Annotated in this window: 17 protein-coding genes and 1 tRNA gene; 10 read left to right on the top strand and 8 right to left on the bottom strand. The window is 68.5% G+C overall.

The window, feature by feature from the left end; translation table 11 throughout:
- Positions 1-13: 13 nt before the first annotated feature.
- On the top strand, positions 14-1,474 hold the full coding sequence (locus tag AB4Y99_RS05830) for an FAD-dependent oxidoreductase (protein WP_441522671.1): 1,461 nt from the start codon (positions 14-16) through the stop codon (positions 1,472-1,474).
- A gap of 10 nt (positions 1,475-1,484) precedes the next feature.
- The gene (locus AB4Y99_RS05825; protein WP_051987647.1) at positions 1,485-2,939 is read left to right on the top strand and encodes a sensor histidine kinase; all 1,455 of its coding nucleotides are present in this window, start codon (positions 1,485-1,487) and stop codon (positions 2,937-2,939) included.
- Between the two features lie 24 nt (positions 2,940-2,963).
- Here the strand turns inward: AB4Y99_RS05825 and AB4Y99_RS05820 are convergent, their stop codons facing one another.
- Positions 2,964-3,593: a S24 family peptidase gene (locus tag AB4Y99_RS05820; RefSeq protein ID WP_038360547.1), complete on the bottom strand. Its 630-nt coding sequence runs from the start codon at positions 3,591-3,593 to the stop codon at positions 2,964-2,966.
- Between the two features lie 168 nt (positions 3,594-3,761).
- Here AB4Y99_RS05820 and AB4Y99_RS05815 point away from each other — a divergent pair, with 168 nt between their 5' ends.
- Positions 3,762-4,103, top strand: a complete 342-nt coding sequence (locus AB4Y99_RS05815) for a DUF952 domain-containing protein (RefSeq protein WP_441522670.1) — start codon at positions 3,762-3,764, stop codon at positions 4,101-4,103.
- Positions 4,104-4,176: 73 nt separating this feature from the next.
- Positions 4,177-5,265, top strand: coding sequence for a quinone-dependent dihydroorotate dehydrogenase (locus AB4Y99_RS05810; protein ID WP_441522669.1), 1,089 nt, complete (start codon positions 4,177-4,179; stop codon positions 5,263-5,265).
- 6 nt (positions 5,266-5,271) lie between these two features.
- On the opposite strand, the gene AB4Y99_RS05805 is transcribed toward AB4Y99_RS05810, so the two are convergent.
- The 3 genes from AB4Y99_RS05805 to AB4Y99_RS05795 all read right to left on the bottom strand — a co-directional run bounded on the left by AB4Y99_RS05805 (position 5,272) and on the right by AB4Y99_RS05795 (position 8,115).
- On the bottom strand, positions 5,272-5,526 hold the full coding sequence (locus AB4Y99_RS05805) for a DUF6460 domain-containing protein (RefSeq protein WP_038360541.1): 255 nt from the start codon (positions 5,524-5,526) through the stop codon (positions 5,272-5,274).
- Positions 5,527-5,682: 156 nt separating this feature from the next.
- Entirely contained in the window at positions 5,683-6,363 is a 681-nt protein-coding gene (locus AB4Y99_RS05800) for a response regulator (protein WP_038360538.1), read from the bottom strand.
- Between the two features lie 114 nt (positions 6,364-6,477).
- Positions 6,478-8,115 (bottom strand): cisplatin damage response ATP-dependent DNA ligase, encoded by a 1,638-nt coding sequence (locus tag AB4Y99_RS05795; RefSeq protein ID WP_441522668.1) that lies wholly within the window; start codon positions 8,113-8,115, stop codon positions 6,478-6,480.
- Between the two features lie 113 nt (positions 8,116-8,228).
- Here AB4Y99_RS05795 and AB4Y99_RS05790 point away from each other — a divergent pair, with 113 nt between their 5' ends.
- The gene (locus tag AB4Y99_RS05790) at positions 8,229-9,002 is read left to right on the top strand and encodes an SGNH/GDSL hydrolase family protein (RefSeq protein ID WP_441522667.1); all 774 of its coding nucleotides are present in this window, start codon (positions 8,229-8,231) and stop codon (positions 9,000-9,002) included.
- Positions 9,003-9,024: 22 nt separating this feature from the next.
- On the opposite strand, the gene AB4Y99_RS05785 is transcribed toward AB4Y99_RS05790, so the two are convergent.
- Positions 9,025-10,095, bottom strand: a complete 1,071-nt coding sequence (locus AB4Y99_RS05785) for a ligase-associated DNA damage response exonuclease (protein WP_441522666.1) — start codon at positions 10,093-10,095, stop codon at positions 9,025-9,027.
- A gap of 23 nt (positions 10,096-10,118) precedes the next feature.
- On the opposite strand from AB4Y99_RS05785, the gene AB4Y99_RS05780 reads away from it, so the two are divergent.
- The 5 genes from AB4Y99_RS05780 (at position 10,119) to AB4Y99_RS05760 (ending at position 15,531) form a co-directional block, all read left to right on the top strand.
- Complete coding sequence (locus AB4Y99_RS05780) at positions 10,119-11,078, top strand: methyltransferase domain-containing protein (RefSeq protein ID WP_441522665.1); 960 nt, start codon at positions 10,119-10,121, stop codon at positions 11,076-11,078.
- A 237-nt stretch (positions 11,079-11,315) separates the two neighbouring features.
- The gene (locus AB4Y99_RS05775) at positions 11,316-12,065 is read left to right on the top strand and encodes an SDR family NAD(P)-dependent oxidoreductase (RefSeq protein ID WP_112763060.1); all 750 of its coding nucleotides are present in this window, start codon (positions 11,316-11,318) and stop codon (positions 12,063-12,065) included.
- A 77-nt stretch (positions 12,066-12,142) separates the two neighbouring features.
- Positions 12,143-14,629 (top strand): ligase-associated DNA damage response DEXH box helicase, encoded by a 2,487-nt coding sequence (locus tag AB4Y99_RS05770; RefSeq protein WP_441522664.1) that lies wholly within the window; start codon positions 12,143-12,145, stop codon positions 14,627-14,629.
- A gap of 53 nt (positions 14,630-14,682) precedes the next feature.
- Positions 14,683-15,345: a ligase-associated DNA damage response endonuclease PdeM gene (pdeM, locus tag AB4Y99_RS05765; protein ID WP_441522663.1), complete on the top strand. Its 663-nt coding sequence runs from the start codon at positions 14,683-14,685 to the stop codon at positions 15,343-15,345.
- 111 nt (positions 15,346-15,456) lie between these two features.
- A tRNA-Thr gene (locus AB4Y99_RS05760) sits at positions 15,457-15,531 on the top strand.
- A gap of 168 nt (positions 15,532-15,699) precedes the next feature.
- On the opposite strand, the gene AB4Y99_RS05755 is transcribed toward AB4Y99_RS05760, so the two are convergent.
- From AB4Y99_RS05755 to AB4Y99_RS05745, 3 genes are all read right to left on the bottom strand, one after another.
- Positions 15,700-16,371 carry an AroM family protein gene (locus AB4Y99_RS05755; RefSeq protein ID WP_441522662.1) on the bottom strand — a complete coding sequence of 224 codons (672 nt, stop codon included), beginning with the start codon at positions 16,369-16,371 and terminating at the stop codon, positions 15,700-15,702.
- A gap of 61 nt (positions 16,372-16,432) precedes the next feature.
- Positions 16,433-18,100: an OPT/YSL family transporter gene (locus tag AB4Y99_RS05750; protein WP_051987644.1), complete on the bottom strand. Its 1,668-nt coding sequence runs from the start codon at positions 18,098-18,100 to the stop codon at positions 16,433-16,435.
- Between the two features lie 54 nt (positions 18,101-18,154).
- Positions 18,155-21,341, bottom strand: a 3,187-nt coding sequence (locus AB4Y99_RS05745) for a hydantoinase B/oxoprolinase family protein (protein ID WP_441522661.1), incomplete at its 5' end; no start/stop codon positions are given.

Here is a 21,341-nt window from a genome sequence, read left to right as displayed (position 1 = left end):
AGCGGATCACCCGGTGAGCGATGCCAAGGCCAAGGCGGCGAAACCCGCCGCGTTGACACCCGATCTTTGCGTCATCGGCGCCGGCGCCAACGGCATCGCGCTGGCGATCGCGGCAGCGGCCTTCGGCGCGCCGGTCGTGCTGATCGACCGTCAGGCGACGGGCGGGCGGGCGACGTCGCTCGCCATGAAGGCGCTGGTCGAGGCCGCCGCCCGCATCCAGGACATGCGCGAAGCCGGCCGGCTCGGCGTCCCGGTCGAGGTGCCTGAGGTCAACGACGCGCTGATTCACGGCCATGTGCAACGGGCGCTGGCCACGACCGCCACCAACCAGCAGGCGGAGCGGCTCAAGGCACTCGGCATCCATCTGATCCAGGGCGAGGCCCGCTTCATCGACCGCGGCAGCGTTCAGGTCGGCGACATCGCCATCAAGGCCCGCCGCTTCGCCATCGCGACCGGATCGCGGCCGGACATCCCCGCATTGCCGGGGCTGGCCGAGCTCAATCCGGCACTCATCCTGAGCGAGGACGCGCTGTCCGAACTGACGCGTCTGCCGGGACGGCTGGTCGTCCTGGGCGGCAGCGGCCCCGCCGTCGCCCTCGCCCAGGCCTTCCGTCGCCTCGGCAGCACCGTCGCGCTGATCTGCCCTGCCGGGATTCTGCCGGAGCATGATGCCGAGGCGGTGATGATCCTGCGGCAGAAGCTGCTGCGGGAAGGCGTGACGCTGCACGAGGACAGCGAGGCGATGCGGGTCGAGAACCGCCGGTCCGGGCTCAAACTGACCCTCGCCGGGTTGTCGGGAGAGGGGACGCTCGAAGCCTCGCATATCCTCGTCGCCGGCCGCAGGCGGGCCGATATCGAAGCGCTCGACCTCGATCTCGGCGGCATCCGCAGCGATGCGGACGGCGTGGTGGTCGACCGCAGCCTGCGGACGACCAATCGCCGGGTCCATGCGCTAGGGAGCTGCGCCGGCGGCGCCGCGGCCGGCTCCCGCGAGCTTGCGGGCAACGACCATGTCGGCATCGTGCTGCGCAGCGTCCTGTTCCGTCAAAAGGGCTCGCTCGATCCGACCGGCAATCCCCGCATCGCCTGGAGCCGGCCGGAGATCGCCTCCGTCGGCGACTGGCGCGCCGTCAAGGATGCCCGGCCAGGCACGCTGCGCTTCCTGCGCTGGCCCTTCGCCGAGGTGCCGGCGGCGGCCGCGGCCGGACGGACCGAGGGCTATGTCAAGCTCGTGACCGACCGGAAAGGGCGGCTGCGCGCCGTCACCATCGTCGGCGATGGCGCAGGCGAGCTGATCACGCCCTGGTGCGTCGCGCTGAACGCCGGGCTCGACGTCAAGGCCATGGCCGGGATCGCCCTTCCGGAGCTGGCGGCCTCCGATGCGTCGCGGCGTGCGGCGCTCAGCTTCCTCGCCTCCGCCACGACGAGCCCGCGCCTGCGCAGGCTCATCGGCTTTCTGCGCCGTTTCGGCTAAGATTGGGTCGATGCATCCACCCGGCCTGCCCAGACACAACCTGTCGATCAGCGTACCGCGCGGCCTGACCCGGCTCGGTCTTTCGGCCAAGCTCCTGCTCGTCACCGTGCTGTTCGTGATGCTGGCGGAGGTGCTGATCTACGTCCCCTCCATCGCGAATTTCCGGCGCAATTGGCTGAACGACCGGATCGCCGCGGCGCAGGTCGCGGCGCTGGTGCTGGAGGGCGCCCCCGAGGACGGGCTGCCGGAAGGCAGCGAGAACCGGCTGCTCATGGGTGTCGGCGCACGCTCCATCGCGGCCCGCGTCGCCGGCGCCCGCCGGCTGCTCAGCCTGGATTCGATGCCTCCGCCCGAGGTCTCGCGCTCCGTGGACCTGCGCAATCTCGACTGGTGGACCTCGATCCGCGAGGCGATCTCGGTGCTGGTCGCGCCCGCCACCATGCCGATCCGCGTCGTCGGCGAGGCCGTCGGCGGGGCGGATTTCGTCGAGATCGTCATCGACGAGGCGCCGCTGCGGCGGGCGATGCTGAAATTCTCCTGGAGCCTGCTGCTGATCTCGCTGCTGCTGACCGGGCTCACCGCGCTTGCCGTCTATATCGCGCTCAACGCGCTGATCGTCGGGCCGATCCGGCAGCTCGCCGCCAATGTGATGGAGTTCGAGGCCGATCCGGAAAACCCGCAGCGGATCATCGAGCCCTCGCTCAGGGCCGACGAGATCGGCGAGGCCGAGCGCGCGCTCGCCCGCATGCAGGGGACGCTCGCAGACGAGCTGCGCACCAAGAAGCATCTCGCCGAGCTTGGGCTCGCCGTCAGTAAGATCAATCACGATCTGCGCAACATGCTCGCCGCAGCGCAGCTCATGTCGGACCAGCTCGTCGAGACGCGCGACGCCAAGATCAGGCGCTTCGCGCCCCGGCTGATCGCGACGCTGGGACGCGCCATCGAATTCTGCCAGGCCACCCTCGCCTATGGCCGCGCGGCGGAGGCGACGCCCGCGATCAGGCAGGTAGCGCTGCGCCAGCTCGTCGCCGAGCAGGCCGAATTGCTGGGGCTCTCCGACAACAGGCATTTGCGCTTCGACAATCAGGTTCCGGCCGAGCTCGTCGCACCCTGCGACCCCGACCAGATGGCGCGCGTGCTGACCAATCTCATGCGCAACGCCATCCAGGCCCTGACCCAGGCAGGCACTGAGGGCGACAACCAGCCGATGCTGACCGTGAGCGGGATGCCGGCGAACGGCTCGGCCACGCTGCGCGTCATCGACAATGGCCCGGGCGTGCCGCTGCGGGCGCAGGCCAATCTATTCCAGGCTTTCCGCGGTTCGGTCACGCCCGGCGGCACCGGCCTTGGCCTCGCCGTCGCGGCCGAGCTCGTCCGGCTCCATGGCGGCACCATCGAACTCGAACCCTCGCCGGTCGGAGCCGTCTTTCGGGTCTCATTGCCGCTGCGCCGCAACGGGCACTGAATCGCGGCGCGCGATGTCCCGCCGCTACTGGCTCGCCCAGATCACGCGGGCCATGAAGGCGATCTCGGCGAGGTTCAGCACCCTGTCGGAATGCTCCGGATTGAGCGAGGCGAGTTCGACGGTCTTGGCGGTCTGGCGCTTGAGCTGCTTGGCCAACACCTCGCCTTCCACCGTCTTGACCACGACCCGGTCGCCGCGCCGGACCGTCGCGGTCGGCGAGACGATGATGGTGTCGCCATCGCGATAGAGCGGCAGCATCGAATCGCCCGAGATCTCCAGCGCATAGGCCTTCTCGTCGGTCACGCCGGGGAAGGCGACCTCCTCCCAGCCCGTGCCGGCCGGAAAGCCGCCATCGTCGAAGAAGCCGCCCGAGCCGGCCTGGGCGAAGCCGATCAGCGGGATGGTGCGTGCCGGCGCGGGCGCGCGCTTGAGCACCACGCTCATGAACTCGTCGAGCGAGGCGCCGGTCGCGGCCAGGATCTTGGCGATCGATTCGGTCGAGGGCCAGCGCTCGCGGCCATCGGGCCCGAGGCGCTTCGAGCGGTTGAAGGTCGTGGCGTCGAGCCCGGCCTTGCGAGCCAGCCCCGAGGCGGTGAAGCCATAGCGCTGGGCGAGCGTGTCGATCGCCCCCCAGATCTGGTCATGTGACAGCATCGCTCAGGGCCTCGCATGGCTCTTGCCGTTCGGCGGGGATAGGCAATAGGAAATATCCCCTATCTCATAAGATTTCAATCCGATTCTCGCCACATTCACGGCATGGCTTGCGGAAAGCTCCTGCCACTGGCCATACCGTCCCTGACCGTTCTCGCGCGAGACTCAACGATGCCGCTGATCTACAAGATATGCCCGGCCGCCCTCTGGCGCGAAGCCGAGGAAAAAGGCCGGTTCGAGGGTGCGCCCGTCGATCTCGCCGATGGCTACATCCATTTCTCGACCGGCACGCAACTCGCCGAGACCGCCGCGAAGCATTTCGCCGGACAGGACGGACTGCTCCTGATCGCGGTCGAGGATTCGCGGCTCGGGTCCGCGTTGCGCTACGAGCCGTCGCGCGGCGGCGCGCTGTTTCCGCACCTCTATGGGCAGCTCGATCCCAAGGCCGTGCGCTGGGTGATGCCCCTGCCGTTGAAGAGCGACGGCAGCCACGCGCTTCCGGCCGAGATCTGAGCCCATCACCGCCTCGCGGCTGCGGCGAAAAATCCATATCCAACTGCGCGTAGGATGCTCTAAAGACCCCGGCATGTTCGCAAGCCTCTTCCATCTCGCCCGCCCCCTGATTCACCGGATGGACGCGGAGGCGGCGCACCGGCTGACGGTCGCGGCGCTGGCGGCGGCGCCGGCGCTGAAGCCCACTCCCGACGACCCCGTGCTGGCGATGGAAGCCTTCGGCCTCTCCTTCCCGAATCCGGTCGGGCTTGCGGCCGGCTTCGACAAGCATGCCGAGGCGATCGACGGCGCTCTGGGGCTGGGCTTCGGCTTCGTCGAGGCAGGCGGCGTGACGCCGCTGCCGCAGCCCGGCAACCCGCGCCCGCGCGTCTTCCGGCTCGTCGAGGACGAGGCCGTGATCAATCGCTACGGCTTCAACAGCGAGGGTGTCGAGGCCATGGCGCGGCGTCTCGCGGCCAGGCAGGGACGCGGCGGCATCGTCGGGATCAATCTCGGCGCCAACAAGGATTCGACCGACCGGGAAGCAGATTACGCGATTTTGGCGCGGCGTCTCGCGCCGCTCGCCGATTTCCTCACCATCAACGTCTCCTCGCCCAACACGCCGGGCCTGCGCAACCTGCAGGCCGAGAGCGCGCTGGACGATCTGGTGGCGCGTACGCTCGCAGCCCGCGACGAGGCCGCGGCCGGGGGCAAGCGCACGCCGGTCCTGCTCAAGATCGCGCCGGACCTGACGCTGCCCGAGCTCGACGGCATGGTCGCGGTCGCGCGCAAGCGCGGCATCGACGGCATGATCGTCTCGAACACCACCGTCGCGCGGCCGCAGAGCCTGCGCAACGCGGCGAAAGCCGAGACCGGCGGGCTTTCCGGCAAGCCGCTCTTCGCCGCCTCGACCAGGATCTTGGCCGAGACCTTCCTGCGCGTCGAGGGACAGTTTCCGCTGATCGGGGTCGGCGGCATCGATTCGGCCGAGGCCGCCTTCGCCAAGATCCGGGCCGGCGCGACCCTGGTGCAGCTTTATTCGGCGCTGGTGTTCAAGGGGCCGGGGCTGGTCAAGGAGATCAAGACGGGGCTGGCCGCGCAGGCGCGCCGGGCGGGGCTGCCGCGCCTCACCGCCCTGATCGGCCGCGACGCTGCCGCGATCGCGCGTGGCGAGGGGCTTTAGCCGCAGCTACTTTCGAGCCGCGAAGAGCCGCATCAGCAGCCAGAGCGGCACGACGACCAGCGCGCCGGCGATGAGCCAGTCGCCGACCTCGCGGATGGCGCCGAAGCCGAGCCCCGTGATCGAGCGGATGAAGCGGGAGGCCGCCTCGAAGAGCCCGCGCGGCGAGAGGCCGAGAAAGGCCATGGCGGCGCCGACGAGCAGCGAGATGAAGATCAGCCTGACGAGGACGCTGAGCGGCGAGCCGCCGATGAACCGTTCCATGAAAGCCCTGGCATCCTGCTACGCGCCCCCGCATCTGCGGGGCGCTTTCCACCTGTCTTAACCTGAAACCCGCCGCGCTTGAACGGCGCCTGAACGCCGTTTGCACAGCCGCGCTGCGTCCGGGCGGGAGCCCCCCCCCGAGGGGGGCCGGCAGCCTCAGGCGGAGGCACCGGCTCCGGTGGTCGCCCAGGCGGTGCCGGCGATCTTCGAGGCGGCGATGACGGCCTGCGTGCGGCTGTCGACGTCGAGCTTGGTCAGAATCGCCGAGACATGCGCCTTCACCGTCGCCTCGGAGACGCCGAGCTCATAGGCGATCTGCTTGTTGAGCAAACCTTCCGACAGCATCATCAGCACGCGCACCTGCTGTGGCGTCAGCGTCGAGAGGCGGCGGACCATGTCGGCCACCTCGGCATCGACGGGGGCTGCGAGATCGACGCCGGGCGGGGTCCAGACGCCGCCGTCGAGCACGGCGCGGATCGCCTCGCCCATCTGGGCGACATCGGCCGTCTTGGGGAGGAAGCCGAGCGCCCCGAACTCGATGCAGCGGCGGATCACCGCCGGGTCGTCATTGGCCGAGACGACGATGACCGGGATCTCGGGATGGTCGGCCCGCAGGAAAAGCAGGCCGGAGAAGCCCTGGACGCCCGGCATGGTCAGATCGAGCAGGACGAGATCGGCATCGCCGCCGCTCGCCAGCGCCTCGGTCAGGGCTTCGAGCGAGCCGACCTCGCTGACCTCCGCGCCCGCAATGGCGTGCGAGACGGCCTGTCGCAGCGCCCCGCGAAACAGCGGGTGGTCGTCCGCGATGACGATCCGTGTCGAAGGCTGCTTGCTCATCGCGCCACTCCGTATTGTCCTTATTGCGACCCTGTGGTTGCGACTCTTCTATTTTGCCTCAGGCGCGAGGCGGATCACAAGCATTGCCAGCGCATGGGCGCAACCCATCCGCCGTCAGCCATTGGTCGGCAATAGCGCTTCCAGCACCTCGATATGGTCGGCCTCACCAGGCGGCTTGTCCCAGCGGATGCGGTTGATGCGGGGAAAGCGCATGGCGAGCCCGGATTTGTGCCGCGTCGAGCGCTGCAAGCCCTCGAAAGCAACCTCGAAGACGAGGCCGCTTTCAGCCGTGTGCACCACCTCCCGCACCGGGCCGAAGCGGTTCAGCGTGTTCTTGCGGACATATTTGTCGATCTCGAGCAGTTCCTCGTCGGTGAAACCGAAATAGGCCTTGCCGACCGGCACCAGCTCGAGACCGCCCTCCTCGCCCACCCGCCAGACGCCGAAGGTGTAGTCGGAATAGAAGGAAGAGCGCTTGCCGTGGCCGCGCTGGGCGTACATCAGCACGCAGTCGACCAGCCGGGCATCGCGCTTCCATTTCCACCAATAGCCCTTGGGCCGGCCCGGCAGATAAGGCGAGTCGCGCCGCTTGATCATGCAGCCCTCGACCGCTTCCGCATCGGCGCCCGCCCCGGCCGAGGCCGGATCGGCGCGGGCCGTCGTCAGTTCCTGCCATGACCCGAAGGGGATCAGCGGCGAGAGATCGAAGCGCGGGCTGGCAAGCCGCGACAGGAAGGCCTCCAGCCGCTTGCGCCGCTCCTCGAAGGGCAGGTGGCGGATATCCTCCTCGCCATCGACCAGCAGATCATAGACGCGGATATGGGCAGGGAATTCGCCCAGCATCTTCACTGTGACGGTCTTGCGGTTGAGCCGCTGCTGCAAGGTGTTGAAGCTCTGGACCGCGCTCTCGCGCATCACCAGCAACTCGCCGTCAAGCGCGCCATCCTGCGTCAACTCCTCGACGAGATCGGGAAAGGCGTTGGCGATATCCTCTCCGGTGCGGGAATAGAGCCGGGTCACGCGGCTTCCGTCACCGCGCCGGCCGCTGGCGGCCTGGACGCGGATACCGTCCCATTTCCACTCGGCTGAGAATTCGGCCGGGTCGAGCTTGTCGAAATCGCCGTCCTCGATCGGATGCGAGAGCATGACCGGGCGGAACGGTGCGGGATCGCGCGCCTCCGGCCGCGCACCCCGGCCCTCCAGCCAGGCGAAGAGCTCGGCATAGGGCGGCTCCAGCCCGTGCCAGACCTGCTCGACCTCGTCGGCCGGCACGCCGCCGAGGCTCGCCGCCGCCGTCTTGGCGAGGCGGGCCGAGACGCCGATCCGCAAGGCGCCGGTGATGAGCTTGAGCAGCGCCCAGCGGCCGGTCTCGTCGAGCGCGTCGAGCCAGGAGGCGACGAGGCGCGGCAGGTCGGTCTTGCCGGCCTCGCGCAGACTCTCGACGACCTCGGGCAGATGCGGCACCGCGTTAGTGCCATGCCGGGCCGGCCACATCAGTGCGACCGTCTCCGAGAGATCGCCGACATAGTCATAGGACAGCGCGAACAGCACCGGGTCGGTGCGCTCGGCGATCAGCGCGCGGATCAGCCCGGCCTTGGCGTTGCGGAAGACGAGCCCGCCCGTCATCGCCGCCAGCGCATAGCCGCGATCGGGGTCGGGCGTGGTGCGCAGATAATCGGCGATCAGCGCGAGCTTAGCGTTGCGGCGCGGCTCATAGGCGAGGCGGTCGAGCAGCCAGGCGAAGCGATTCATGGTGTCACCGCATCGCCACATCGAATCGTTGCATGCTTCTTGCAGCGCATCGTTCAGATACCGTTCATGAAGCAAACCTTAACGGCAGCAGTGTAGCCAGGAGACAGACGCCAATGCGTGCCGCGATGCGGTTTCTTGCCTTGCCTGCCGTCATCGCTGCCACGCTTTCGGTCGGAGCCCCTGCCCAGGCAGCCGGCTTCTCCTGCCGCGAGACGCCGATCATCCAGTCGCGCGCGGTTCTCGCGCCGCTGGCCGACAAGGTCGCGCAAGGGCGCCCGCTCACCATCCTCGCCATCGGCTCCTCCTCGACCGAGGGGATCGGCGCCAGCGCCAAGGACAAGACCTATCCCGCCCGTCTTCAGGCTTTGCTCGGCAAGGCCTGGTCGAAGGCGCCGGTCGAGATCGTCAATGCCGGCATTGGCGGCGAGACCGCGCCGCAGACGCTCGCGCGCCTCGAAACCGCGCTGGCCGGGCGCCATTACGATCTGGTGATCTGGCAGGTCGGCACCAACGACGCCGTCAAGGGCGGCGATCTCGAGGCCTTCCGCGGCATGGTCCGCGAGGGCATCCGGCTGGTGAAGCAGGCGAACACCCCTCTCGCCATCCTCGACCCGCAGTTCTTCCCCACGGTGCGCGACTCCGACAATTACAAGCGCTTCGTCGCGGCTGTCGGCGATGTCGCGCGGCGCGAGGCCGTGCCGGTCTTCAGCCGTTACCAGACGATGCGGGAATGGCACGACAGCGATGCCGAGGCCTTCAAGGCGGCGCTGTGGAGCGACGGCTTCCATATGAGCGATGCGGGCTATGACTGCCTCGCCCGCGACATGGCGAATGCGCTCGTCGGCATGGCCGCGCCGAGCCGCCCGGTCGTCGCCTCGGCGCGCTGATTCACGCTCCCAGCCCTCGTTTTCACGCCACCGGCGCATCGGCTGCCTCCCCTTCCGACTCCGCCTCGCCCTCGTCGCCATAGCCGACGAGATGCAGCGGCTTGGCCTTGAGGCCCGCCGTGCCGCACCAGTGGACGAGCGCCTCGGCCTCGCCATGGGTGACCCAGATCTCGCCGGCCCGAACCTCGCGGATCGTCGCCAGCAAATCGTCCCAATCGGCATGGTCGGAGATCACCAGCGGCAACTCGACGCCCTTCTGGCGCGCACGCGCCCTGATCCGCATCCAGCCCGAGGCGAAGGCGGTGACCGGGTCGGGGAAGCGTCGCGCCCAGAGGTCCTGTGTCGCGCTGGGCGGGCAGATGACGATCTCGCCACCGAGCGTCTTGCGGTCCGTACTCGCGACCAGGCGGATCTCGCCGAGCGGGATGCCTTCCGCTTGATAGAATTCGGTGATCGTCTCGACGGCACCATGGATGTAGATCGACTTTTCGTATCCGGCCTCGCGGATCAAGGCCATGACGCGCTGCGCCTTGCCGAGCGAATAGGCGCCGACGATATGCGTCCGCTCAGGGAAGAGCCTGACGGATTCCAGGAGCTTCCCGACCTCGCCATCGGCCGGCGGATGGCGGAAGACCGGCAGGCCGAAGGTCGCCTCGGTGATGAAGATGTCGCAGGGCACCGGCTCGAACGGCGCGCAGGTCGGATCGCGCTCGCGCTTGTAGTCGCCGGAGACGACGATCCGCAGGCCGCGGCTTTCGACCACGATCTGGGCSGAGCCRAGGACATGGCCGGCGGGAACGAAGGTGAAATCGACCTCGCCGATGCGGACCACCTCTCCAGGCACCGCGACCTGCTGCGAACCGGCGAACCCCTCGCCATAGCGCAGCGCCATGATCGCCAGCGTCTCGCGCGTCGCCAGCACGCAGCCGTGGCCGGCACGAGCATGGTCGGAATGGCCATGGGTGATAAGCGCMCGCGSCACCGGGCGMACCGGATCGATATGAATGTCRGCCRGCGGGCAGAAGAGCCCGGCCGGGGTCGGCACGAGCAATTCGGCGGGGCGCCAGCGCGGGCTTTGTCTGGCCAGTGTCATTCTCCTCGGCTAGACCGGCTGGCATGAGCGAGACCGGCCAGACCACGCATCATTCCAGCTCCGGCGATCCGATGCTCGACCGACGCTACGCATGGGCGGAAGCCGCGCTCAAGGAGGGCGACGCGCAAGCGGCCGTCGAGATCCTCGACCAGACCTTGGCCGGGGCCTATCACTTTACCGCTGCCTGGCATCTCTACGGCCTCGCCAAGGAGGCGCTCGGGCACAGGGAGGACGCCGCCACGGCCTGGCGACAATGCCTCGACCTCGACCCCAACGACCATTTCGGCGCCAGGCTCGACCTCGCCCGCATCGGCGCCATGCCGGCCGAGGAGGCGACCTCGGAGAATTTCTCCGGCGCTCTGTTCGACGGTTACGCCGAGCGCTTCGACAGCCACCTGACCCAGACCCTGCACTACAATGCCCCTGCTCTGCTGAAGGATGCGCTGCGGCGCTGCTGCGACAACGCCGCGCGGCCCTTCCGGTTCGACACCGTCTACGATCTCGGCTGCGGCACCGGGCTGATGGGCGAGGCGATCCGCACCGAGAGCGGTTTCCTCGCTGGCTGCGATCTCTCGCCGCGCATGATCGCGCGGGCCCAGGTCAAGACGCGGGAGGATGGCGCGCCGCTCTACGACAAGCTCGCCGTCGCCGGGCTGACCGCCTTCCTGGCGAGCCGCCCGGACCAGTCGGCCGATCTGGTGATCGCGGCGGACGTCTTCGTCTATCTCGGCGAACTCGCGCCGAGCTTCGCCCAGAGCGCGCGGGTGCTGCCGACCGGCGGGCTCTTCGCCTTCACGGTGCAGAGTCATGCGGGCGAGGGCGTGGTCGTCGGCGAGGATCGGCGGTTCGCGCATGCGGAAGGCTGGCTGCGGGAGCGGCTGGGGGAAGCGGGGCTTACCCCCCTACTCGTCGAGCCCCCCAGCACGCGGCAGGATCGCGGCGTGCCCGTGCCGGGGCTGCTGGTCGTGGCGGAGCGGCGGTGAAGGCATCCCGCCGGGGATGCCCCCGGCATTTCCCGGCCGGCAGAACAAGCGGATCGCGCCAATTTCACCTACCGGATGGTGGGCAGGCGCAGAATCTCGCGAAAGCGGATCGCCCGAAGACGGGCATCCTCGCCCGCAGGCCGTGCAACTCCGTATACACATTGACGGCCCTTGAAGCGGCGGCTTTCGCCTGAGCAATAGGGACATTCACACATTCGTCTCAATGGGGGTGCCCGCATGGCCAAGGAATTCACCGGCAAGCGCGTGATCGTGATGGGTGGCAGCCGTGGCATCGGGCGCTCCATCGCGCTGGGCTTTGCAGCAGGCGGCGCGTCCGTTTCGATCTGCGCCCGGGGMGCGGGGCCGCTGGAAGCGACGCGCCGGGAGATCGAGGCGCTCGGAGTCACGGCTCACGCCGCCTGTGTCGACCTCGCCGACGCGGAGGCGATCGCGACCTATGTGCCGGAGGCAGTGAAGGCTCTCGGCGGTCTCGACATCCTGGTCAACAACGCATCGGGCTTCGGCCATTCGGATGACGACGAGGGTTGGGCCGCGTCCTTCAACATCGACATGATGGCGGTCGTCCGCGGGAGCCATGCAGCCATCCCGCACATGAAACCGGGTTCGTCGATCGTCAATATTTCGTCGATCTCGGCTCTGCGAGCCTCGTCGCGCTCGGCACCTTACGGCGCGATCAAGGCGGCGGTCATGCATTACACCGCCAGCCAAGCGAAGATGCTGTCGCGGAAAGGCATTCGGGTCAATTGCGTCGCGCCGGGCTCGATCGAATTCCCAGGCGGCTCTTGGGAAGATCGAAAGACATCGAATCCCGAGCTCTATCAGGCGACGCTGGCCAACATCCCCTTCGGCCGCATGGGAAAGCCCGAGGAGGTCGCCGCGGTCGCGCTCTTCCTTGCCTCCGACAAGGCCAGCTGGGTCACGGCCCAGACCGTTGTTGTCGATGGGGGGCAGCTCGTAGGCCCCTGATCGCGAATCGGCGACGAGCCGCCACAACGCGTTATTCTCCTTTCGTTCTCCTGTGCCACCCCCTATCTTCGGCCGACATGGCCGCGCCCTCCCCGCTCCCTCCCGCCTTCGAGGCCTGGTTCGCCAGCCGCGGCTGGAGCGTGCGGCCGCATCAGCTCGCCTTGCTGGAAGAGGCACGCGCCGGGCGCTCGACGCTGCTGGTGGCGCCGACCGGCGCCGGCAAGACGCTCGCCGGCTTCCTGCCTTCGCTGGTCGAGCTCGCAGAGCGCGGCGGCCGGCATGACGGGTTGCACACGCTCTACATCTCGCCGCTGAAGGCGCTCGCCGTCGACATCGCCCGCAATCTCGAAGCGCCCGTGCGCGAGATGGAACTGCCGATCACGATCGAGACGCGCACCGGCGACACCTCCGCCGCCAAGCGCACACGCCAGATCCAGCGCCCACCCGATATCCTGCTGACGACGCCGGAGCAGCTCGCGCTGCTCGTCTCCCATCGCGACGCCGCGCCGTTCTTCTCATCCTTGCGCCGCATCGTGCTCGACGAGTTGCACGCGCTCGTCACCTCCAAGCGCGGCGACCTGCTTTCGCTCGATCTCGCGCGGCTGAAGGCGCTGGCGCCTCAGGTTTCCGCCGTCGGCCTCTCGGCGACGGTGCGCGAGCCCGCCGATCTCCAGCGCTATCTCGGCGGCAGCGAGACGCCGGCCGGGCTCGTCACGGTCGCGGGCGGGGCGAAGCCGCGCATCGGCATCCTCGATACGCAGCGGCGCCTGCCGATCGCCGGCCATACCACCCTGCACGCGATGGCCGAGGTCTACGAGGCGATCCGCACGCACAAGCTGACGCTGGTCTTCGTCAACACGCGCATGCAGGCGGAATTCGCCTTCCAGGCGCTGTGGAACCTCAACGACGACAATCTGCCGATCGCGCTGCATCACGGCTCGCTCGACGCCCAGCAGCGCCGCAAGGTCGAGGCCGCGATGGCGGATGGGCGGCTCAAGGCCGTGGTCTGCACCGCGACGCTCGATCTCGGCATCGACTGGGGCGATGTCGACCTCGTCGTCAATCTCGGCGCACCGAAGGGGGCGAGCCGCCTGATCCAGCGCATCGGCCGCTCCAACCATCGCATGGACGAGCCCTCCGAGGCGCTGCTGGTGCCCTCCAACCGTTTCGAGCTGCTGGAGTGCCGCGCCGCGCTGGAGGCCGTCCACGAGGCCGCGCAGGACACCCCGCCGCCGCGCATCGGCGCGCTCGACGTGCTCGCCCAGCATGTGCTCGGCGTCGCCTGCTCGGACGGCTTCCAGGCGGATGCGCTCTATGAGGAAGTCCTCACAGCTTCGCCTTACGCCGGGCTTGCCCGCGCGGATTTCGACGCGGTCGTCAATTTCGTCGCGACCGGCGGCTATGCTCTGAAGAGCTATGAGCGTTTCGCCAAGCTCCGGCAGGACAAGACCGGTCTCTGGCGCGCCAGCCATGCCCGCGTCATCCAGCAATACCGGATGAATGTCGGCACCATCGTCGAGGCGACCATGCTGAAGGTCAGGCTCGGCCGGGCGCGCGCCGGCAGGCCTGGACAGCCCGGCATGATCACCCGCGGTGGCCGCGTGCTCGGCGAGATCGAGGAGTATTTCGCCGAGACCATGGTGCCGGGCGACACCTTCGTCTTCGCCGGCGAAGTCCTGCGCTTCGAGGGCATCGTCGAGAACGAAGCGATCTGCTCGCGCGCCGCCGCCGGCACCGATCCGAAAATCCCCTCCTATGACGGCGGCAAGTTTCCGCTCTCGACCTTCCTGGCCGAACGCGTGCGCGCCATCCTGGCCTCACCGAACCTCTGGCATACGCTGCCGGAGGAGGTTTCCGCCTGGCTGCATGCGCAGAAGCTGAAATCGCGGCTGCCAAAGCCCGGCGAATTGCTGGTCGAGACCTTCCCGCGCGGCGGCCGCTTCTATCTCGTCGCCTACCCCTTCGAAGGCCGCCTCGCCCACCAGACGCTCGGGATGCTGTTGACGCGCCGTTTGGAGCGCGCCCGGATGCGCCCGCTCGGCTTCGTCTGCAACGATTACGGCATGGCCTGCTGGACGCTCGGCGACATGACGGCGGCGATCGCCCGCGGCGCACTCGATCTCGACGACCTGTTCGCGCAGGACATGCTCGGCGACGATCTCGAGGAGTGGATGGCGGAATCGGCCCTGATGAAGCGCACCTTCCGCTCCTGCGCGATCATCGGCGGCTTGATCGAGCGGCGCTATCCCGGCCAGGAGAAGAGCGGCCGGCAGGTGACGATCTCGACCGATCTCGTCTACGACGTGCTGCGCCGGCACGAGCCCGACCATATCCTGCTCAAGGCGGCGCGGGCCGATGCGGCGACGGGCCTGCTCGACATTCGCCGGCTTGGTGAGATGCTGACACGGATCAGCGGCCGAATCGTGCATCAGCCGCTCGACCATGTCTCGCCGCTCGGCGTCTCCGTGATGCTCGAGATCGGGCGCGAGGCGGTCTTCGGCGAGGCGGCCGACGAGATCCTGGCGGAGGCAGAGGCGATGCTGACGGAAGAGGCGATGGCGTGACGGTTGCCGCGCCAGGACCAGACAGAGCGCTGGCGACAACGGGCGAGGCCTTCATGCTGGGCCGGCTCGCGCTCGTGCCGGACATTTCGGGCGCGCTCTGGCTGCCGGAGGAGCGCACGCTCGTCGTCGCGGACCTGCATCTGGAAAAAGGCTCGGCCTATGCGGCGCGCGGCGTGATGCTGCCGCCCTATGATTCGAGCGCGACACTGGCCGCACTTGGCCACGCGATCCTGCGCCATCAGCCGGCGCGCGTGATCGCGCTCGGCGACTCCTTCCACGACCGGCAGGCCGAGGAGCGGCTCGCACCGCAGACGCTCGCTGCGCTGCACCTGCTGCAGCAAGGCCGCGACTGGCTCTGGATCACCGGCAATCATGACCCGTCGATCAGCCACCGCGTCGGCGGCGAAAGCGCGGCAGAGATCAGCCTCGCCGGCGTGACGCTGCGCCATGAGCCCGATCCGGCCGAGAACGGCTACGAGATCGCCGGGCATCTGCACCCTGCCGCCAAGGTCAGGATGCGCGGGCGGGCGGTCCGGCGGCGCTGCTTCGCCCTGTCAACGCGCCGCTGCGTGATGCCGGCAATGGGCGCCTATGCCGGCGGCCTCAACCTGCGGGACGCCGCTTTCCGGCCGTTGTTCGGCGGGCGGCTCAGCGCGCATCTCATCGGCGACGGCCGTCTTTTCCGAATTGATCCACGGTTATTGCTGCCGGATTGAGAGAGCGGGTTGCGTCCGCCCCGCGCTTATGGCATCAGGGCGCCGCTTCGCAACGATGCCGCGCCGCAGCCGCCCTCCGGGACGACCCAGCGCGACTTGGCTGACGATCTTGCTGCCGTAGCTCAGTGGTAGAGCACTCCCTTGGTAAGGGAGAGGTCGAGAGTTCAATCCTCTCTGGCAGCACCAGCCGGCTCTCGAAGAGCAAAACACCTCACATGACGTCGGCCGGCGAGCATGCGGGCTCAATGCGCGATCGACTGGCATAAGCCTGGCCGGCTCCGGACATCATCGCCGATGCTCCGGTCAAGCCCGAGCATCGGCGGCGGAGGCTGTCGAAGCACAGCAGGCTTCGACTCAGACCAATTCCGAGACGAGCTTGGACACCAGGCTGTTCGATAGAATGACCGGCAAACCGGCCGCCGCGGCCGCCCGCCGATGGCTTTCGACGAAGCCCATGCAATCCATCAGCAGGATTTCCGCACCCCGGTGGCGGAGGTCCCGAGCGGCGACGGCGACGGCGTCGAGATCGCCTCGATAGGGCGAGGCGGCCGCGTAGAGCGGCGCCGGATCGAGACCGGCCCATTTGCCGGCCTCGCTGTCGATCTGCTCGACGAGCGGCACGATGATGCCGAGTCGCGCGCCCCGCGCCAGCGCCGCCACCGTCGGCGGCAGGATGCGGTCGGGCTCGAGGAAGCGGGCCTTTCGGGTCGAAAGCTTCTCGAAATGCCCGGTGCACAACATCAGGATGGTGGTGCAGCCCGCGGCTTCCAGAGCGTCGAGCTTGTGCTGGGCGGCAGCTTCCGTGCGGGCGCGATCGATCACGACCGAGGAGCCGTCCAGCAGGCGGGTGATCAGCGGGGCCTTGCCGGGAAGCGGGGTGAAATCCCGCGCGATCTCATCGCGGCTGAGGCCATCGAGCACGCCGGCATGGATGCGCGGAAGACCGGCGTCCAGCACCGCATCCAGAATCGGGGTGATGTCGGCGCGCGGCGCCTGCCCGATGGTGAGCGTTCCAAGCTTGCCCATGGCGATGATCCTCTTCCGGACGCGAAAGGCCCCGGGATGCTGGTCCCGGGGCCTGTTTTGGTCAGGGCTTGGTGACGTTCTTGATGACCGAATCGAAGAACGAGAAGATCGCGTCGCCGGCGATGATGCCGGCGGCAAAGACCTCCATGTCGCCCTCGCCGCTGTCGCCGCGCAGCTTCTCCCAGATCAGCCGGCAGACGATGCCCGCCAGCACCGCCCAGCCCGCCATCGGAAAGCTGATCAGCAGGCCGGTGGCGAAGAGCACGCCGATCTGCCGCTTCGGCCCGCCGATGAACTGCAGGATCGCGCCGGGGATGGCCCAGAGGAACAACTGCCAGGCGACGCCCGGCGCCACGCCGGCCTTGATCGTCGCGGCATAGACCTTGTCGACGGGCGCCACGAGGTTCCGGTCGAAATAGGACTGGTAGGAGAACAGCACCACGATGCCGGCGATGACGAAGGCGAACATCGCGGCGAAGAGCTGCTGGCGGCGGCCTTCGCGCTCGAAGGCCGGATCGACGCCGTGGCCGCGCAGGATGTAGCCGGCCTTGAGGTCGTAGCCCATATCGGCGAAAGCCGGGCCGGTCGCCGCCGAGAAGCCGACCAGCAGCGCCAGCGCCGGCATCGGGAAGCCGATCAGCATGCCGATGATCAGCGTAATCAGCGCCACCGCAAAGGCCGGGAACCAGCCGGAATGCATCGCGGCGAGGCCGACGATCARYTCATGCACATAGGCCGCGAAGGCGGCGTAGAGCACGAACAGGATGAGCATGCCGATCGACATGTCGCTGATCAGCCCGCCGACCAGCGCGATGAAGACCGCGATGACGAGATAGCCGATGGTGCCGAGGCCGAGCGCCCGGCGGACTTCGGTGTCGGTGACGCCCTCTTTGGCAGCCCCGGATGTCTCGCCGCGCTTGAAGAGCAGCATTCCGACCTGGATCAGGGCGACGAGGCCGGCGCCGATCATGAAGCCGTGCGGAATATAGGCGGCCATCAGATCCCCCTTGGGGATGATGGTCTCGAAGAGCGGGCCGCCGAAGAGCTGGCCGGAATAGCCGCGCAGCAGCAGGCCGATGCCGAACATCGTCAGCGCCCAGACATTGCCGATGAAGGCGACGCCGAAGGCCGACATCGGAATGCCGCTCACCGCCGTCGAGCCGGCGAAGCCGATCCAGGCCAGCGGAACCTTGACGAAGGAGACGACCACGCCGGTGAGGAAGCCGACGCCCATCAGCGCCGCCTTCCGCCCGCCCTCGTCGCCGGCCTTGATCGCCTCGGCGGCGGCGACGCCCGGCGGCCAGGCGCCCTGGGCGGGGAAGACGCGGGAATCGAACATCCGGTAGAGCAGATAGCCGTCGAGCAGCATGGCGAAGAAGGCGCCGGCCAGCATCGGCAGCACCAGATCCGGCCGATTGAGCAGCCAGGGAATGCCGACCGGCAGGAGCAGGCTGTTCGCAGCGCCGAAGGTGGCCGAGGAGATCGCGCTCTGAGCCAGGTTCTGCACATGGATCGAGCGGTAGCGGGCGAACATGGCAAGCGGCACCCGCGCCAGTGCCATCGCCGCCAGCGCACCGATCAGTGAGGTGTTCGCGGTGATGCCGAGCGACACCAGAAGCTGCATGCCGATGATCGAGCCGAAGACGCAGAGAATGGCGATCAACGCCAGTGTCGCCGGCTCGAACAGACTCGGGTGCCGCTGAGGCACTCCGTTGTTTTGGTGTGTCATGCCTCAGTCCCCTCATTGCCCCTGTCGGGCTGTTGTCAATCTCGATGTCTGCCGTCAGGCAACAAGGATGCCGGCCTTGGCCTCGCCCACATCCTGCGTGGCATGCGCTCCCTGCACGCCGTAATCGCGCTTGGCCGCATCCGGAGAGACCAGCCCCAGCGCGATGTCGCGGGCGATCGCCTCCCGCGAGCGCTCGGAGGCCGGGCCGTAGCCGGCGCCACCAGCGAGCACGAGCTCGACGATCTCCTGCGGCTGGCGGACCTGGACGAGCTCGCCGGTGCCGACGTCCTTCAGGACATGGCCCTGCTCGTCGATCACCCGGCCGGAAGCCCCGCCACCGGCCTTGCCGCCGAACAGGCCGGGAATCGGGTTGTTGACACCCTCCGGATAGAGCGAGACCAGCGTCGGCAATCCGTCATCCGAAAGCTTGCGCAGCCGCACACGCTGGCCGAGGCCGCCGCGATGCTGACCGGCGCCGCCGGAATCGGTGAGATAGGCCTTCTCGACCACCAGCACCGGCACCCGCGATTCGAAGGTCTCGATCGAGGTGTTCGCGGCGGAGGTCGGGTAGAGCAGGCCGGACTTGCCGTCGCCCTGGGCCGAGCCGCCCTGGCCGCCGCCGMMGAARAGCATGTCGGAATAGGTRTCRCCSGCCKRGTCCCGGCCATAGACRCTCGCCGCCACCGGCAGGCCGGTGAAGGCCTGGACCTGCTTCGGCGCTGCTTCCGACAAAGCGCGGAAGATGTTCGGGGCGAGATACCAGCCGGTGCGGGTGCGCAGGTTCACCGCCAGCGGCTTGTCGCAGTTCAGGATCGAGCCCWTCGGSGCSTCGAYCGWGAAGGCGCGRTAGCAGCCGGCATTGCCGCGGACATTCGGCGTCAGCATGCATTTCAGCGGATARGTCGCATGCGCCATCGTGTAGTTGAGCGTGCAGTTGAGCCCGCCCTGCGGCAGCTGCGGTGGCGCTCCGGCGAAGTCGAGATGGATCGTGTCGTCCTTCACCGTCAGCGCCAGCGGATAATGCATCGGCGTGCCCAGCGGGTTGTTCGAGGCGGTGCCGTGATAGATGCCGTCCGGAATGGCGCGGATGGCGTCGCGCATCGCCTTCTCGGAACGGCTCTGCACGACATGGGCGAGCGCCCTCAGGTCCTGCATGCCGTAATCGGTGAGGAAGGACTGCAAGCGCTCGGCGCCGATGGCGTTGGCCGCGACGAAGGAGTGGAGGTCGCCGAGCACCTGCTCGGAATTGCGCACGTTCTCGGCCAGCAGGCGCACCAGCGTCTCGTTGATCCGGCCGGCCTCGTAGAGCTTCATCGGCGGGATCTGGAAGCCCTCCTCGTAGATCTCGCGGGCCCGGAGCGAATCCTTGGTGCCGCCGATATCCGAGACATGGCCGACCGTGCCCATCAGCCCGACGACGCGGTTGCCGAGGAAGACCGGCGTCACCACCGCGATGTCGAAGAGATGGCCGGCGCAGAGCCAGGGATCGTTGGYGATCAGCACGTCGCCGGGCTTCAGCGTGTCGGCCGGGTAGCGCTCCAGGAGCGCCTTGACCGCGCGCGGCAGCGTCAGGTTGAACACCGGCATCGCACGGGGCGAATGCGCCAGCGTCTCGCCTTCGGGGTCGAGCAGTTCGCAGGCGAAATCCTGCGCTTCCGAGATCACCAGCGAGAAGGCGGTGCGGCAGACCGTCAGCCACATCTCCTCGACGACGTTGATCATGCGGCTCCACATGATCTCGAGCGAGATCGGATCGGCCTCGATCCGGCGCGCGGCCTCCGCCAGCGGCATATCGGCGGTGATCGTCGTCTCGGCCGCATTCGGCTGGGCGACATGGACGATGAGGTTCAGGACATCGTCGATGGCGACACTGTCGCCGGGCGGGACGATGGTGGTCGCCTCACGCTCCTCGATGATCGCCGGCCCCGTGACGGTGTCGCCGGAGCGCAGGGCGTATCGGTCATAGACGGTCGCCTCGCTCCAACCGCCTTCGAACCAGGCCTTGCGGGTGCCCTTGATCTTGTTCTTGGCATCGCCGCCACCGGCCGCGCCCGAGAGCGAGAGCGTCGGCACCGGGCCGGCGCAGCGGACGCGGAAATTGATCGCCTCCAGCCGGGCGCCTTCGTAGACCGAGGTGTAGCGGGCGGAATAAGCCTTGCTGAACGCCGCGCGGATGGCGTCGAGGCTCGACGCATCGATGGTGCCGCCCGGCAGCGGCACGGAAATGTCGTGCATCTGGCCGACGAGGCGCATATCGGCCGTGCGCTCGACCGTGACGTCGCCGGACTTCACGCCGGCCTCGGTCAGGTGCTTGCGGCCTTCGACTTCGAGATCGCGGAGAACGGCATTGACGGCAGCCGCATCGAAGCCTTCGGAGAACTCGACCGGCAACGAGCGCACCATGTCGAAGGAGAGCGGCGCGGCGAGGAAGCCGAGCGCGGAGGCCGCACCCGAGGCCGGCGGGATGATGACCTGCTTGACGCCGAGCACGCGGGCGACRTCGACGGCATGGGCCGGACCCGCTCCGCCGAAGCCGACCATGGCGTAATGGCGGGGGTCCTTGCCCTTCTCGACGAGATGGACGCGGGCGGCAGCGCCCATGCTCTCGACCACGACCTTGTGGATGCCCCAGGCGGCTTCCTCGATCGAAAGGCCGAGCGGCGCAGCGACGGTCGAGACGGCCTTGCGCGCCGCCTCAAGGTCGAGCGCCATGCGTCCGCCCAGGAAGAAGCCGGGATCGTAATAGCCGAGCACGAGATTGGCGTCGGTCACGGTCGGCTTGGTGCCGCCCATGCCGTAGCAGGCCGGACCGGGATCGGAGCCGGCCGAATGCGGGCCGACCTTGAGCAGGCCGACCTCGTCGATCGCCGCAATCGAGCCGCCGCCGGCGCCGATCTCGATCATGTCGATGACGGGCGCCTTGATCGGCAGGCCGGAGCCCTTGGCGAAACGGTTGACGCGGCCGGCTTCCAGCATCGGCGCGATCTCGGCGCGGCCGTCCTCGATCATACAGGCCTTGGCGGTGGTGCCGCCCATATCGAAGGAGATCACGTCCTTATGGCCGGCGAGTTCGCCGAACAGGGCCGTGGCGAGGCCGCCGCCGGCCGGGCCRCTCTCCAGCAGGCGGATCGGGAAGGTGCGCGCCGTCTCGGGCGAGACGAGGCCGCCGGCCGAATGCATYAGGCGGAGCGCACCGGTGAAGGAGCGGGCCGCAAGCTCGCGCTCAAGCCGCTGCAGGTAG

Source organism: Allobosea sp. TAB14 (assembly GCF_052113865.1).
Taxonomy (GTDB): Bacteria; Pseudomonadota; Alphaproteobacteria; order Rhizobiales; family Beijerinckiaceae; genus Allobosea; species Allobosea spartocytisi.
This window is presented reverse-complemented; position numbering and strand designations above follow the sequence as displayed.

Coding starts and splice junctions, on each gene's coding strand:
- AB4Y99_RS05825 (WP_051987647.1), top strand. CDS start 1,485: ATGCATCCACCCGGCCTGCCCAGACACAACCTGTCGATCAGCGTACCG.
- AB4Y99_RS05820 (WP_038360547.1), bottom strand. CDS start 3,593: ATGCTGTCACATGACCAGATCTGGGGGGCGATCGACACGCTCGCCCAG.
- AB4Y99_RS05815 (WP_441522670.1), top strand. CDS start 3,762: ATGCCGCTGATCTACAAGATATGCCCGGCCGCCCTCTGGCGCGAAGCC.
- AB4Y99_RS05810 (WP_441522669.1), top strand. CDS start 4,177: ATGTTCGCAAGCCTCTTCCATCTCGCCCGCCCCCTGATTCACCGGATG.
- AB4Y99_RS05805 (WP_038360541.1), bottom strand. CDS start 5,526: ATGGAACGGTTCATCGGCGGCTCGCCGCTCAGCGTCCTCGTCAGGCTG.
- AB4Y99_RS05800 (WP_038360538.1), bottom strand. CDS start 6,363: ATGAGCAAGCAGCCTTCGACACGGATCGTCATCGCGGACGACCACCCG.
- AB4Y99_RS05795 (WP_441522668.1), bottom strand. CDS start 8,115: ATGAATCGCTTCGCCTGGCTGCTCGACCGCCTCGCCTATGAGCCGCGC.
- AB4Y99_RS05790 (WP_441522667.1), top strand. CDS start 8,229: ATGCGTGCCGCGATGCGGTTTCTTGCCTTGCCTGCCGTCATCGCTGCC.
- AB4Y99_RS05780 (WP_441522665.1), top strand. CDS start 10,119: ATGAGCGAGACCGGCCAGACCACGCATCATTCCAGCTCCGGCGATCCG.
- AB4Y99_RS05770 (WP_441522664.1), top strand. CDS start 12,143: ATGGCCGCGCCCTCCCCGCTCCCTCCCGCCTTCGAGGCCTGGTTCGCC.
- pdeM (WP_441522663.1), top strand. CDS start 14,683: ATGCTGGGCCGGCTCGCGCTCGTGCCGGACATTTCGGGCGCGCTCTGG.
- AB4Y99_RS05755 (WP_441522662.1), bottom strand. CDS start 16,371: ATGGGCAAGCTTGGAACGCTCACCATCGGGCAGGCGCCGCGCGCCGAC.